General features: G+C 67.1%; 13 protein-coding genes and 2 pseudogenes. 8 read left to right on the top strand and 7 right to left on the bottom strand.

Going from position 1 to position 14,161, the window contains the following annotated elements:
* The first annotated feature begins 55 nt into the window (after positions 1–55).
* The 4 genes from ACFY01_RS43060 (at position 56) to ACFY01_RS43075 (ending at position 4,900) form a co-directional block, all read left to right on the top strand.
* A complete protein-coding gene (locus ACFY01_RS43060; RefSeq protein ID WP_390741228.1) occupies positions 56–1,642 on the top strand; it encodes a B12-binding domain-containing radical SAM protein in 1,587 nt (528 codons plus the stop codon).
* 28 nt (positions 1,643–1,670) lie between these two features.
* Positions 1,671–2,381: an urease subunit gamma gene (ureA, locus tag ACFY01_RS43065; protein ID WP_390741229.1), complete on the top strand. Its 711-nt coding sequence runs from the start codon at positions 1,671–1,673 to the stop codon at positions 2,379–2,381.
* On the top strand, positions 2,378–4,051 hold the full coding sequence (locus ACFY01_RS43070) for an urease subunit alpha (RefSeq protein WP_390741230.1): 1,674 nt from the start codon (positions 2,378–2,380) through the stop codon (positions 4,049–4,051). Before ureA ends, ACFY01_RS43070 begins: the two co-directional genes overlap by 4 nt.
* Positions 4,052–4,126: 75 nt before the next feature.
* The gene (locus tag ACFY01_RS43075; RefSeq protein WP_390741231.1) at positions 4,127–4,900 is read left to right on the top strand and encodes a hypothetical protein; all 774 of its coding nucleotides are present in this window, start codon (positions 4,127–4,129) and stop codon (positions 4,898–4,900) included.
* A 17-nt stretch (positions 4,901–4,917) separates the two neighbouring features.
* Here ACFY01_RS43075 and ACFY01_RS43080 read toward each other — a convergent pair whose 3' ends face one another.
* The 5 genes and pseudogenes from ACFY01_RS43080 to ACFY01_RS43100 all read right to left on the bottom strand — a co-directional run.
* A complete protein-coding gene (locus ACFY01_RS43080; protein WP_390741232.1) occupies positions 4,918–5,655 on the bottom strand; it encodes an aminoglycoside phosphotransferase family protein in 738 nt (245 codons plus the stop codon).
* 375 nt (positions 5,656–6,030) lie between these two features.
* Positions 6,031–6,132, bottom strand: a pseudogene (locus ACFY01_RS43085) (transposase); the annotation flags it as partial.
* 290 nt (positions 6,133–6,422) lie between these two features.
* Positions 6,423–6,668: a DUF2283 domain-containing protein gene (locus ACFY01_RS43090; protein WP_055589532.1), complete on the bottom strand. Its 246-nt coding sequence runs from the start codon at positions 6,666–6,668 to the stop codon at positions 6,423–6,425.
* Between the two features lie 39 nt (positions 6,669–6,707).
* Positions 6,708–7,469, bottom strand: coding sequence for a transposase family protein (locus tag ACFY01_RS43095; RefSeq protein ID WP_390741233.1), 762 nt, complete (start codon positions 7,467–7,469; stop codon positions 6,708–6,710).
* Positions 7,470–7,878: 409 nt separating this feature from the next.
* Positions 7,879–8,211, bottom strand: a pseudogene (locus ACFY01_RS43100) (transposase); the annotation flags it as partial.
* A gap of 353 nt (positions 8,212–8,564) precedes the next feature.
* On the opposite strand from ACFY01_RS43100, the gene ACFY01_RS43105 reads away from it, so the two are divergent.
* Both ACFY01_RS43105 and ACFY01_RS43110 read left to right on the top strand, forming a co-directional pair.
* Positions 8,565–9,404 carry a hypothetical protein gene (locus ACFY01_RS43105; RefSeq protein WP_390741234.1) on the top strand — a complete coding sequence of 280 codons (840 nt, stop codon included), beginning with the start codon at positions 8,565–8,567 and terminating at the stop codon, positions 9,402–9,404.
* Between the two features lie 236 nt (positions 9,405–9,640).
* The gene (locus ACFY01_RS43110; RefSeq protein ID WP_390741235.1) at positions 9,641–10,234 is read left to right on the top strand and encodes a transposase; all 594 of its coding nucleotides are present in this window, start codon (positions 9,641–9,643) and stop codon (positions 10,232–10,234) included.
* Between the two features lie 157 nt (positions 10,235–10,391).
* Here ACFY01_RS43110 and ACFY01_RS43115 read toward each other — a convergent pair whose 3' ends face one another.
* Complete coding sequence (locus ACFY01_RS43115; protein WP_390741236.1) at positions 10,392–11,360, bottom strand: alpha/beta fold hydrolase; 969 nt, start codon at positions 11,358–11,360, stop codon at positions 10,392–10,394.
* A 463-nt stretch (positions 11,361–11,823) separates the two neighbouring features.
* On the opposite strand from ACFY01_RS43115, the gene ACFY01_RS43120 reads away from it, so the two are divergent.
* The gene (locus tag ACFY01_RS43120; protein ID WP_390741237.1) at positions 11,824–12,435 is read left to right on the top strand and encodes a TetR/AcrR family transcriptional regulator; all 612 of its coding nucleotides are present in this window, start codon (positions 11,824–11,826) and stop codon (positions 12,433–12,435) included.
* Between the two features lie 285 nt (positions 12,436–12,720).
* On the opposite strand, the gene ACFY01_RS43125 is transcribed toward ACFY01_RS43120, so the two are convergent.
* Positions 12,721–13,332: a TetR/AcrR family transcriptional regulator gene (locus ACFY01_RS43125; protein WP_390741238.1), complete on the bottom strand. Its 612-nt coding sequence runs from the start codon at positions 13,330–13,332 to the stop codon at positions 12,721–12,723.
* Positions 13,333–13,417: 85 nt separating this feature from the next.
* On the opposite strand from ACFY01_RS43125, the gene ACFY01_RS43130 reads away from it, so the two are divergent.
* Complete coding sequence (locus ACFY01_RS43130; RefSeq protein WP_390741239.1) at positions 13,418–13,999, top strand: TIGR03086 family metal-binding protein; 582 nt, start codon at positions 13,418–13,420, stop codon at positions 13,997–13,999.
* Positions 14,000–14,161 lie beyond the last annotated feature (162 nt).

A 14,161-nucleotide genomic window follows, 5' to 3' on the forward strand; every position in this document is an offset into this window, starting at 1 on the left:
GCCCGCCGCGCGCACTCCCGCATCCCCGTCCCTCCGAGCAGAGAGCGAGCAGCTTGTGACGCGCGACGAAGTACTCGTGTTCGTCCCGCCCAATTCCAACACAGTGATCGACGGCCGACTGCTGACGGTCACCCGTCCCGAGGAACACAGCGACTGGTCTGATTTCCTGTGCCTGGGCGCCCTGTCACTGGTCTCCGCCCTGGAGCAGGAGCCGGGGCTGAAGCCGGTCTACCTGGACGGAACCGTGGTTCCGCTGGACGACGTGCTCGCGTACATCTCCGACAACGCCGGCCGCCTGCTCGCCGTCTGTCTCGGCGTGCTGACCGCGAACTACGAGGCCGGTCTGCTGATCGCCCGTCATGCGAAGGACGCAGACCCGCGCATCACGACCGTCGTCGGCAACGACCATTTCACGGCCATGCCGCGCCTGTGCATGGAGAGTGCGCCCGCTCTGGACTACGGATTCGTCGGCAACGAGGTCGTGAACGGCTTCACCCGTCTGATCAGCGCCCTCCGCGCGGGAGCGCCGATCGACCCGGCCGCGCATCCCGGGCTGGTGCACCGCGGCGGAGGCGCGGTGCACATCACGCCGCCGGGCCGCGAGCCCGTTTTTGCGGATTACGACTACGGTCTGGTGGACCGTGCCTTCTCACAGACGCCCTTGTACGCCAAGCACTTCGAGCGGCGCATCGCTCCCCGCATGCGTCAGTTGACCGGCCGCCGGGTCACCGCGGGTGTTCCGGTGGAGATCGGCCGCGGTTGCGTCAAGTTCGCCGGCGACGACGCCTGTAGCTTCTGCTCCATCCAGCCGGGCCATCTGTGGCGCAATCAGCTCTCCCCGCACCAGGCGTGGTCGGCGATGGAGGGAGCCTGGCGCAACGGGTACGACTACCTCTATCTGACCGCGGACGAGTTGCCGCTGACCTTCGCGACACTGCTGTCCGGCATGAGCCGCAGTGCCCCGCACTGGTGGTCCGCCCTGCCGGAGGACGAGCGGCCGGTCCTCGTGGGATACGGCCGTGCCGACGGTATAGCGGACGCCCGCAGGACCGCGCTGCTCACCTCTCTCGGCATCCGGCAGATCATGATCGGCATGGACGCGGGCGCGCCGCTGTCGTTGGCCGCGATGAACAAGCCGGTGGGCGGCCGACGTCGCGAGGTGGTTGCCGAGGCCGAGCGGCTCTATGCACTCAACTGGGACGCCGTCACAGTCGCCCGCAACCATGGACTCCTCATCCGCGCCGGCTTCGTCATCGGCCACATCGGCATGACCCGGGAACTACTGGACGAGAACGTGCAGCGAATCCTGGCGTTGATCACCGAGGGCGCCAAGGGCGGAGTGTTCTCGGCCGTCGACGTCGAGGTGCTGTCACCGCAGCCCGGTGCTCGTGACTTCACCTACCTCACGTCGCCGTCGGCGGCGAAGGATGGGGCCGCCCGCCTCGGCTTGTCCGTCGCGTCCGACGCCACCCTCGAAGAGATCGCGGGCGCGTGGCGACGTCAGGACATCGTCGCGCCGGAGGACGCGATGCGGGACTACACCCGGGCGCTGATGCCCGACCTCGCGTTCGACGATCTGGCTGGAGCCCGGTCGGCCATCCGCGCCCACGCCAAGGGTCTCGGCGTCGTCATCGGCGAGTGATCCGCTTTCCAGACACCAAGGAGCATCCGTGCGACTGACACCCGCCGAGCAAGACCGCCTCCTGTCCTATCTCGCCGCGCAACTTGCCCGGGAGCGCCGGGCCAGAGGCGTCAAGCTCAACGTTCCGGAGGCCACCGCGCTGATCGTTCACGCCGCCTGTGAAGCCGCTCGAGACGGAGCCCGGCTGAGTGAGGCGATCGATGCGGCCCGTGCCGTACTCACCACGCGGGACGTGATGCCGGGGGTGCCGGCCATTCTGTCCGAGATACAGGTCGAAGCTGTATTCCGGGACGGCACCAAGCTCGTCGTCATCACCGATCCGATCGGCCGGCCGGAGGACGAGCCGAGCCAGACACCGGGAGCGAAAGTGCCGGCCGCTCGGCCACAGCCCGACGGCTCCGACCGTATTCGCGTCGAGGTCACCAACACCTCCGACCGGGTCATAGGCGTCACCTCGCACTTCCACTTCTTCGAGGCCAACCGGGCTCTGGCCTTCGACCGCCGCGCCGCCTACGGCCACCGTCTCGCCCTGCCGGTCGGCGCGGTCGCGTCGTTCGATCCGGGCACCACTCGCTCGGTGGAGCTGACGCCGCTGAGGGGCCGACGCCGCGTCATCGGTTTCGCTGGACTGGTGGACGGACCGCTCGACAGCCCAGGGGCACGGGAGAAGGCACTCGCACGGGCCCGCGCCGCCGGATATCTCGACATTCGTTCGCGCACCGAGAAAGGCTCCGCATGAGGGACACCGCTCCGCACGCACGGGTGCACGGCCCGACCACCGGTGACCGGATCAGGCTGGCGGACACCGGACTGACTATTCGCGTCGAGGCCGACGCCCAGCGCGCGGGCGACGAGTTCCTAACCGGCTACGGCAAGACCGCTCGCGACGGCATCCACCTACAGGCCGATCTCACCGACGCCACCTGCGATCTGATCGTCAGCAATGTCGTCCTTGTCGACCCGCTGTTGGGAATCCGCAAGGCATCGCTAGGCATCAGGGAGGGCCGCATCTGCGCCGTCGGCCGTGCGGGCAACCCTGACATCCTGGAGGACATCGACGTCGTAGCGGGCACCAGTACCACCATCATCGCCGGTGAGGGCATGATCGCCACTGCGGGCATCGTGGACACCCATGTGCACCTGGTTTCCCCGCGCATCCTGAACGCGGCGCTGGCAGCGGGCGTCACCACCGTGGTCACCCAGAACTTCGGGCCGACGTGGGGCTGCGGCATCACGACGCCTACCGAGATGCGACACGCTCTCCGCGCATTCGACGCGTGGCCGGTCAACGTCGCGCTCCTCGCGCGCGGTTCGGCCTCCCGTCCCGCGGCCCTGGTGCGTGCCCTGGTCGAGGGCGGAGCGTCCGGGTTCAAGGTCCACGAGGACATGGGGGCCCACCCACGCGCACTCGACACCGCGTTGACCATGGCCGATGACCACGACGTCCAGGTGGCACTGCACAGTGACACCCTGAACGAAGCCCTCTTCGTCAAGGAGACCCTCGCGGTCGCGGCCGGACGCAATCTGCACGCCTTCCACGTCGAAGGATGCGGTGGCGGGCACGCTCCGGACATGCTGGAGCTGGCCGGCGAGCCGAACATCATCGGCTCCTCCACCAACCCCAGCCTGCCCTTCACCCGAGACACCGTGGACGAACACCTGCACATGATCGCGACCGTCCACCGGCTCGACCTCGACGATCCGGACTCCGTCCGGCTGGCCCGTGACCGTATCCGGCCCGGCACGCTCGGTGCTGAGGACGTCCTGCACGACCTGGGCGTCATCCCCATCACCTCTTCCGATTCCCAGGCGATGGGCCGCATAGGCGAGACCGTCCGCAGGACTTTCGCGGTGGCCGCCAAGATGAGGGCGACCGATCCTGAGCCCGGCGCCGACGACAACGAGCGCGTCCTGCGCTACATGGCCAAACTCACGATCAACCCCGCTCTCGCCCATGGCATGGCCCACGAGGTCGGGGCTCTCACTCCTGGCCGCCTGGCGGACATCGTGCTGTGGGACCCGAGGTACTTCGGAGCCAAACCCCAGCTCGTCCTCAAGGCGGGTTATCCCGCCTACGGCGTGACCGGCGACCCCAACGCCTCGACCGAGACCAGCGAGCCCCTCGTCATGGGACCGCAGTTCGGCGCCTTCGGAGCGACCGCCGCCGATCTGTCGGTCGCGTTCGTCAGCCAGGCCGCCCGGGACAGCGGTACGGACGAACTTCCCACGCGTCGACGCCGCGTCGCGGTCCGCGACACCCGGACGATCGGACTGGCCGGGATGGTGCGCAACGGTCGGCTGAGCCAGGTACGCGTCCAGCCCGACGGCGGAGCCGTGACGCTGGACGGCGCCCCCCTCAGCTCTCCTCCGACGGAGAGCACCCCGCTGAGCCAACTCTACTTTCTGTGACCCGCACGAGACTCAGGAGCTCACCCGTGCCTGACACACACCGCCGAAAGCATCCTCCAGCTGGGCCGTGCCCACGTGACTCCGCCGGCGGGCGCGGAAGCCGCCCTCAGCATACTGCGCGCCGAGGCGGCCGCCTTCTTTTCCCTGCCCGAGAGCGTCAAACGACAGCACGGCAGCGCCGACTTCAACTTTGGTTTCCGGCCCTATGGGCGGCAGTACTCGGTCAGCCCCGACCGCCCGGACCTCAACGAGTCCTTCGTCTATTGGGCGAACCACCGTTCGAAAATCCCGAACGGGAACCGGATAACGCCGTTCCTCGACGCCCTCAGTGCGTACTGGGAGATCGCCGCCCGAGCCACGGAAGGCATTCTCGCGGGACTTGCCGATCGGTACGGATATACAGAGCCGGGGCCCTTGATCCGACGCTCGTCCTATGTGGAGGTCAACTGGTACTTGCGGGACGACCAACGCGATCTGCTCCAGGACCGGCACGAGGACGGCCACCTCCTGACACTCGCCACCTCGGACGGCCCCGGACTCGAAATCGAGATCGCCGGACGCATGCAGCCAGCCGAAATCCAGGACGGCGCGCTGCTCGCCATGCCGGGAAGCCTGCTCACCGCGATGACGGGCGGTCAGGTTCAACCCCTCTACCACCAGGTCAGCAACCACAGGCTGCCGAGGCGCATCACAGTGTTGTTCCTCGCCAATCCGCCCCTCGACCAGCCGACTCGACCCTACGTCGGTACACAGCACGACGCGCTGGACATCGCGGCGCAGGCGCGCACGAGTGGCGCGATGTTCGGGCTGCCTCCGGCGCCGGTCCTGCCCTCACCTCTGGAGTGCTGACGCCTCGCCTTGCCCGCTCACGCCAGCGCGCGGGCGAAGACATCGCCTTGGGCGTGCGTGAAGGCGTGTTCCCGCTGACTCCAGGCGATGCGGGTGCCGATCACCTCGTGAGTGGCCGGCGCCCGCTCGGAGGACACCAACATCTCTGCCCAGAATCTTGCGTTGCGTGATTGGCGTTCGAGAATGCAGTCGACGACGACGCTGCGCTGGATTCTGTCCAGGCCGTACGCGTCGGCCAGGACGCGGACCTGTGCTGCTTGGCTCTCCACGGGCAGCCTCTGCTTCGACGAGATGCACCAAGTCCACGCCATGTAACCGAAATCCTCCAGGGGACTGCCGGGGGCTGCCGTGTCGAAGTCGATGAAGGCGACGGGTGTGCCATCGCGGAACACGACGTTGTTCGGTCCTGCATCGTGATGGCAGACCACCGGACAGCGGCCAGCCAACGCGCTCCCGCGGGTTGCGTCATGCAGGGAACGGAGCAGGACTCCAGCGGTCGCAACCTGCTCGTCGGACCACGTCTGGAAGCGGCTGGGCACATCGCCGGCAATGTAACTGAACACGTCCATTCTATCGATCTGCCCCAGATAGCGGGGTACGCCATCGAAGTGCCTCTCCTCCAGAAGCCGCAGCAGGGACGCGACAAATTCCGAGGAGGAATTCACGGGCCTACGCACGGTGTCGCCCACCTGAACGACGCCCTCGGTAATCCGGCCACCGCTCAGCGTCGTCCCACCGCTGGATGTATCAGCCACGACAGCAAACAGCCCTTTCCGCCCAGTCTCGTCACCGCCCGGCAGTTACCGCAACGTCGGTAATGCTAGCCGCAGGAGTCGGACCGGCGCACAGGATGTTGTCTATGCAACGAAAGCCCGTCCACGGCTTCGGCCTGACGACAGGCGACCTGGCGTGAGCGTAGGGGGTTAGGACCAGTCCTACCTGGTGAAGTTTCGGCTTGGCCTGGTCGTGGGGCGGGGTACATAGCGCTAGATTCGACCACGTCAGCCTCCCACTCTCTCATGAAGCGCTCGACCACGATCAGTGATGCCTAATGCTGCCTGTCAAGCGGCGAGAGCGGTGGGAGGCACGGCCTCGTAGGTCCGTCCGTCGCGTAGGAGAGCCCAGAGGACGTTGGCGACGCGTCGTGACAGCAGCCGACGGCCGCTCTCGTCGATCGCGACGCAGTGGTGATGGGTCTTGCCTGCGTCGATGCCGGCGCATATCGCGGGCATGTGGTGCCTCCATGAGGTGTGGTGCTGGTGCCTCCCGACGGACGACCTCGCTGTCGATTCCCTACTCAGCGATCATTCGCAATTCCTAATTGGCAGCCGAGTCGTCGTGGGGCACCGAGCGGCCAATCACTGAAAGCCACAAGCGGCAGAGCCTTTTGAACCACACCCGGCACCCCAGGGTGGGTGAACCATACGAGGGGCTCACCGCGTCCCGCAGAACAACGTAGGGAGCCTTTTCCAACCTGTGCTGGCGGCTGTGCAGGCTAACAATCGCCGGGCTGCTCCGGGACTCAACTGCCCTCGGAGTCCAGCCGCTCGGCGGCTTGGAGCACGTACTCGGGGAGCTTCGACGTGGCGGCTAGGACCTCGATGCCGATGAGGCGGCCTTGCTCGTCGAAGTCGAGGTTGATCATGCCGTCGACATCGATCGGATCGCAGGGATAGGTATGTGCTGATCTCACGCTGACCTGCGGGTCGGTGAAGTATATGTACGCCGCATTCACGGTCTTGTCGTAGGTGACTTTGACGTCAGGCACGATGCAGGGGTCCTCTCTGTGTTGTTGGTTCCGGTCTCGTCAGTGCGCTGCGAGTTGCAGGGAGAGGACGGCCTTGACGATGGTGGTGACGCGGGTCGTACCGCAACGGAGTTTGCGCAGGAGGCGCCACGTCTTGAGGGTGGCCATGGCCTTCTCGCCCAGCGCGCGGATCTTGGCGTGGGAGGCGTTGACAGTTCGTTGGCCTGCGGAGAGTTTGTCCCAGCGGCCGCGGTAGGGGACGCGGACGGTGCCGCCTGCCCCTTGGTACGCCTTGTCCGCCCAGCAGCGGACGCTCGCTTGGGTCAGTGCGGCGGGGATGCCGTGGGTGCAGGCGGCCTTGATGTCATGGACCGCTCCGGGCAGTGCGGGCGATACCCAGAGCAGGCGGCCGAAGGGGTCGGTGATGACCTGCACGTTCATGCCGTGCTTCTTGTGCTTGCCGGAGTAGAAGGGGCGGTCGGCGACAATGCGGTCGATCGGCAGCAGGGTGCCGTCCAGGATCTCGAACGCTTTCATCGCCGCGGCGCTGACGGCTTGTTCAAGCGCCGGGGCGAGGGCGGCCAGGACGTCGACGGCTTCGCGGATGTACCGGTAGACGGTGGCGATGCCGACGTTGAACGCCGCGGCGAGCCGGCCGTAGGTGTCGCCGCATCGCAGATGTGCGAGGGTGAGGAGCGCCTGACGTCCCGATGGCAGGCGTCGCCACCGGCTACCGATCTCATGGCGACGCAGACGCAGGTGACGGGCGAGGAACTGTAGGGTCGAACTGGACAGGTCGATCCCCGACGGGTAGACAAGCACGGAAGCTCCTGGAAGACAACGGGTGATCTTGGTCGTGAACCCGTCTACCAGGAGCTTCACTGCGCTGTACAGACCTCCGCGACCAACCAGCCACCCTCACCGCGAGGTTGGAAAAGGCTCAGTGCTACCGAGCAGCCTTCCAGTCATGGAGCAGGCCGTGATTCGAGAGGCAAATGCGCTTCCGCCCTATGAATCCTGGCCGGACGGCCAGAAGAAGCAGCAAAGGATCGAGGGTCGCGACGCAGCGATTTGGCTCACGGCCATCGATTACGCCCGATGGCACCCTGAAGAGCAGGTGTACTTCGTCAGCGGCAATCACAAGGACTTCACGGACGGCCAATCCGGCTACCCCTACCCCATGGACGAGGACCTTGAGGGCATCGAGGACCGATTCGTGCACCTGACAAGTAGCGTCGGTGGCCGCGTGCACGCTGACCGCCACCTGGCAGTTCGCCCGTTTGCCCAACGCTCCGCAGTACTGGCGGGCCACCCCCACCGAGGCGGTGCCGCACTTGGGGAACGACACGTCGTCGATCACCCACACCTCAGCCTCGGACAGCCTCTGGGCGATCCGCCGCCTGACCGGCAGCGGATCCCACGGCGACTGGTTCACGAACTGCTGCAGGGCCTACATGTTCCCGTCCGGCAGCCGCTCACCCATCGGCTGGATCGACTTACGCCGGCCGTCCCGCATCAATCCCCGCGGACGTGCCCCTCACCGCCGCTGATCCCGCCGCCGCACCGACCCGAAGACATCGGCAACGAACTCCGATAACTCACCCCGGAGCCGTTCCGCCTCCCCTCATACCAGGAAACTGCCCAGCACCAGGCGAGACTCAACGTAACGAAGCACTACAGGGGGTGTCGTTCGGATCACCGATGACGGCGGGATCAGTCGGCTGAGCCGGTGCGTCTTTGGACCGGGGACGAGACCGAGCCTTGAGCCGGGCGCCGCTCACCCGCATGGCCCCGCCCGCGCGCCGTGGAGGCTCGGCGTGGGCAAGATGGCCCGTAGGGCCCCGGCCGATATGTCCGGTCGGTGTGGTCGGCGCCGACACGTACGGAACAACGGCAGGGGAAGCAGGAGGCGACGCCATGTTCTTCTTCTACAGCAAAGACACGGGAGCCGCCGGGACGGGCAGGCTCGACGCCTATGGCGACTACGTCAACCTGAAGGATTTCCCGGCCGGGCAGTTCGGCAAATGGACGCACATCGTGCCCGGCGACGGCCAGCTCTTCTTCTACAGCCGAAGCACGCATGCCGCCGGGACGGGCAGGCTCGGTGCCGGTGGCGAGTACGTCAACCTGAAGGATTTCCCGGCCGGGCAGTTCGGGGACTGGTCCCACATCGTGCCCGACGGCACCCAGGTCTTTTTCTACAACCGGGACACGAGGGCCGCCGCATCGGGCGAACTTACCGCCAGCGGTGACTACGTCCACCGGAAGCACTTCCCGGCCGGACAGTTCGGGAGCTGGACCCACGTCCTCTGGGCCGGCGGCGACTTCTTCGCCCGCTTCTTCTTCTATAGCCGGGACACGAGGGCTGCCGGATCGGGCGAGCTCGACGACGGTGGCGGCTACGTCCACCTGAAGGACTTCCCGGCCGGGCAGTTCGGGAACTGGACGCACGTCGCCTTCGACCAAAACGCCTCCAAGCTCTTCTTCTACAGCCGGGACACGAGGGCTGCCGGATCGGGCAGGCTCGACGAGGGCGGCAACTACGTGCACCTGAAGGGCTTCCCGGCCGGGCAGTTCGGGAGCTGGACCCACGTCGTGCCGACCCGCCGCCGGCTCTTCTTCTATAACAGGGACACGCGGGCCGCCGCATCGGGCGAACTCGATGAGAGCGGCAACTACGTGCACCTGAAGCACTTCCCCGACGGGCAGTTCGGGGACTGGACCCACATCGGCGTGACCCAGGAGGGCACCCCCTGACGGGACGGCCCTGGCCTTAGAGGGCGTTTATGCAGGTCAAGCCCTATATGCGGCTCTCGCTCCTGCCTTGCTTTGAGGGTCTTCATCCCGTAGGTGGCGAATGACGCTCTCCAGAGCGGATGCTCGGCTATCCGTCTCGTTCGCTTCTGTACTTGGAAGTCCGTCTGATTTGAAGTTGCCGCGGAATCGCCCAATGAACAGCGAGCCCTCCGCCTCGCACTTGATCACGCTACGCCGTGAGCGAGCGCAATCCGTACCCCAGCGACCTGTCCGACGCCCGATGGGCCCTGATCGAGCCGACGTTGACGGCCTGGAGAAAAGGCCCGGCTCGACCGCAGACCGACCGGACAGCCACCAACGTGCCCGTGACCAGCCAGGCAACGGACGCCGCGAAGAAAATCGTCGGCCGGAAGCGCGGCATCCTCACCGACACGATCGGCCTCATCCTCGCCGTGACCGTCACCGCCGCTGGCCTGTCGGAGAACGCCCTGGGAATCCGCCTCCTCGACCAGGCGAAGGCGACGTACCCGACCATCTCCAAGAGTTGGGTCGACACCGGCTTCAAGAATGCCGTCGTCGAACACGGTGCCACCCTCGGGATCGACGTCGAAGTCGTCAACCGGAACCCGGCGACCCGTGGCTTTCAGGTTGTGAAAAGGCGCTGGGTGGTGGAGCGGAGTATCGGTTGGATCATGATGCACCGCCGCCTCGCCCGCGACTACGAGACCCTCACCACAAGCTCCGAGGCCATGATCCACATCGCCTCGATCGACAACCTCGCGAGGCGCATAACAGACGAGACGACACTCACCTGGCGAGGAACGTACTAGGACGTAAACGGCAATCTGCCCACTTCAAATGCCCTCTCAGGAGTTCGGCGAGCGTCACGACCGGACCGAACGCCGCCCGGTCGAACGCAGAGGGACGGCAAGACGACGCGGGTTGAAGCTGCTCTTCCGAGGTGGCTGTGTGTGTCTGGGAGCCCTTCTACCGCGACATTGCCGGGGAATTGTTCGGGTTGTCCCGGTATGGGGCCAGAAACGTGGTGAGGGCGGCCAGCATCGCTTCCGGTGCCTCTTCCGGCGGGTAGTGGCCGCACTCGGGAATGATGAGGCTTTGCACGTCGTCGGCCGCGAGCCTCATAGTGTTGCCGACCATTTCGCCCGAGTTGTCCGCTCCTGCAATCGTCAGGACGGGGAGAGTGAGCGGTCGTGACTTGCGCCGCTGGTTCTGCGCGATGGTCGTGTCGAGCGCGCGGTAGAACTCGAAGCTGGCACGCAAGGCGTCCGGGTCAGCCGCGAGGATGTCGACGTAGTGCTTGACGGCGTAGTCGGGCAGCTTCTTTGCGGCTTTGGTCGCGAACTGGTGGCCGAAGAAGAGGTGTTCACGCCCCTTGACCAGTCGTTCATTGATCTCGCTGAGCCGGTTGAAGCCGAAGTGCCAGAGTCGGTCGTTGAACTCCGCACTGCCGAACAGAGATGGTGACGGGGACAGACCTGGGATCGCGGCTTCGGCGACGGCCAGACGATCGAGCCGGTCGGGGTGATCCGCGGCCAGGGCATAGCCGGTCCACATTCCGATGTCGTGGCCGACCATGGCGAATCGTTGGTGTCCCAGCGCGGTCATCAGCGCGGCGAGGTCGCCGGCGAGGGTGCCGGTGTCGTACCCGTCGCTGGGCTTGTCGGACAGTCCGACGCCGCGCGGGTCGACCGCGACGACCTGGAAGTCTCTGGCCAGCGCAGGCATGAGAAGGCGCCAGGCGTACCAGGTCTGGGGCCAGCCGGCCAGCAGCAGCAGGGCGGGGCCTTCACCGCCGATGACGGCGTGCAGTCGCAGTTCGCCGGTGTCGATGTAACGGCTCGCGAACGTATCGCTGAATCGGGCCGCGAGATTCGGTGCCTGCGACACGGAGCCAGGGCCGTCGGGTGGGGGCAGGTCGATCGTGGACCGGCTCATGGTTGTTCCTTTCGTGGATGCAGCAAGTACGGTGCTGCGGGTCGCTTTCGGGCGGCGGCGAGCGTCGTGGCAGCCACGGCGACAGACAGCAGCGAGGTCGCGATGTCCTGGCCGAGGATCTGGTCAAGCAGCCTCAGGGTCAAGGTGGGCTCGATCGTGCCGGCATATGCGGCGAGCCCAACCGCGGCACCCAGAGCGCGTACAGCGGAACCGGCAGCGCCCCATCCAGCATGACCAGGGCGTACACAGCAGCTACGAGCCAAGATCCGGTACGCGCCCGCAAGCCCCCCTTGGGCGTGAGGGCCTCGGCCGAAACCTCACGTGCCCTCTCGACGATCACGGCGACACCTTCCGACTTCGCGTACGGGCGCCCTCACGCTAGCCATCTTGGAACGATCGGTAAAGGTATCTTGGATCGATCGGTACAGTATGTGTGTAGGATCACGAGGGATGCAGGAGGAACATGTCAGGCCGCAAGCAGTTCGACGTTGACACGGCTCTGGACCAGGCGATGCGCGTGTTCTGGGAACGCGGGTACACGGACGCCTCGCTGGACGTCCTGGGGTCCGCCACCGGTCTCGGCCGCGGCTCCCTCTACGGCACCTTCGGCGGCAAGGACGCGCTCTTCCGCCAGTGCCTCGACCGCTACTCCTCGATCTACGGCACTCGATACGAGCAGGCCCTCATCACCCATGCCGAGGACCCGGTACGCGCCGTCGAGGCATTTTTCGACGTCGTCCTCGCGCGCATCGCCGATCCGTCTGTCCCTGCGGGGTGCCTCATCGCCCAGTCCGCCGCGCAGGCGCCGATACTCAAGGGGGACAACAGCGCTCACGTGCGCACCCTGCTCGACACCCAGCGCCGGCGAGTGCGCACAGCCCTGACGGGCCCCTCGGCCGCCCCTGAGGAACTGGCGGACGAACTGGCCACGTTCGTCGTCGCAGTCAATCAGTCGCTGGCCGTCCTCAGCCGCGCCGGCACCACGGACACGGAGCTACGGGCCGTGGCGCGGCTCGCCTGTCAGACGGTGGCAGACACCCTTCGCGCGACACCGGAGCATGCCGCCTCTAACTGACGACGCCGGCCAGCCCGCAAAGTGCTCCGCCGCAGTGATCCGGCGCCGCGATCGCCGGGCACGGAATGCGCCGCCTACGCCTTTCGATCGTTCCTCGGCGTGGCGCCGGTGTGACCGGGCGGACGTCGGCCTGGCGGAGGCAGCGGGCCGTCGGGGATTTCGGCGCCGGGCGTCAGCCGAGTCAGGTCGAAGGAGGTCTGCGGCCAATGCGCTGGCCGTTTCGGTGGCTGCCCGTCGCACGGCCGCCGCACCCACTACGGCGTGCGGTCCTGGCCGGCTACATCCTTACGTGCCGAGCAGCGCGGCGGTGAGGGATCGGTGCAGCCAGTCGGCGGAGCGGTCGAGCGGCCAGTGGCAGTCGTCGGTCAGTGTGAAGTAGGAGGCGTTGCCGAGGAAGTACCAGAGCACGTCCGCAGCCTCGTCGACGGTGACTCCGGCGCGCAGTGCGCCCAGTTCTGCGAGCCGGGCCGCAGTGGCCCGCAATCCGCGGCGCAGGCTGTCGTGCGCCGCGCCGACGGTCTCCCGGATCCCGGCGTCCTGGGGTGCGGCGGCGATCGCCTGACGCATGATCGGCGACCAGAGCTCGAACTCGCTTCGAGTGCCGTCCACGAGCATGCGCAGCAGCGCGCCGGGGTCGGTTTGCGCAGCGATCCGCTCGTAGATGCCGCCGGCCTCAGCGGCGCGCACCCCGTCCTCGATGAGTGTGCGTAGCACACCGCTCTTGCCTCCGACCGCTGCGTAGACGGTGGGCGCTGCTACCCGCGCTGCGCGGGCGATGTCCTGCACCCGGGTGTCGAAATAGCCCCGTTCGACGAACAGTGCCCGCGCCGCCAGCAGGATCGCTTGACGGGTCGCAGCCGCGTACTCGGCCCGCCGTCCGGCCTCTTGTGTCACCACCCCTATGACTCTAGCCCCTGCCCGACCGTTGATCGTTGACAGTAACCTATACTCGATATAGTCACCTATCAGAGAAAGTAGTTCCATGATCTTTCCGGTACTCGAGGACCTGGCTCGCCAGTTCCCCGGCATCACTCCTGAGCAGGACAAGCTCCCCACACCGTGCGAAGACTTCGACGTGAGCACGTTGCGCCGCCACCTGCTGGGCTGGCTCACCTACTTCGATGCTGCCTTCACTGACCCGTCCGGCAGTGACCGGCCCGACCCGTCCGCGTTCACGGGCCCCGACCACCCGAGTGCCGTGATCGCGCACCTCACCACCACGATCCGATCGGCCCTGGCCGGCGGCCTGGCGACAGCTACCGTGAACGTTCCGCTGCTGGGCGGCGCCTATCCGGGCTCCGTCGTCATCGACCTGCTGTTGATCGAAACGCTCGGCCACGGCTGGGACCTGGCCCGTGCGACCGGCCAGCGATGGAACCCGGACCCGCAAACCTGCCAGCATGCCCTCACCGTGCTCGAAGGCGTGATCCAGCCGGAATACCGTGGCCCCGGCATGCCCTTCGGCCCCGAAATCGCCATCGACGCAAGCGCACCATCTCTGGACCGGCTGGTCGCTTTCACCGGCCGCGACCCCGCTTGGGCGCCGCCCGTTCAGCTGCGCTGATGAGCGCCTGCGGCGTCGTCCTCGCTTGACGGACCGGCGGGGGGGGGGGGGGCGGGCCCCCCCCCCCCCCCCCCCCGGGGGCCCGGGGCCCCCCCCCCCCCGCCCCCCCCCCCCGCCGGCCCCGGCCCCCCCCCCGGGGCCCCCCCGGGGGGGGGGGCCCCC

It is taken from the genome of Streptomyces sp. NPDC001480, from assembly GCF_042894725.1.
In the GTDB taxonomy this organism is placed as follows: domain Bacteria; phylum Actinomycetota; class Actinomycetes; order Streptomycetales; family Streptomycetaceae; genus Streptomyces.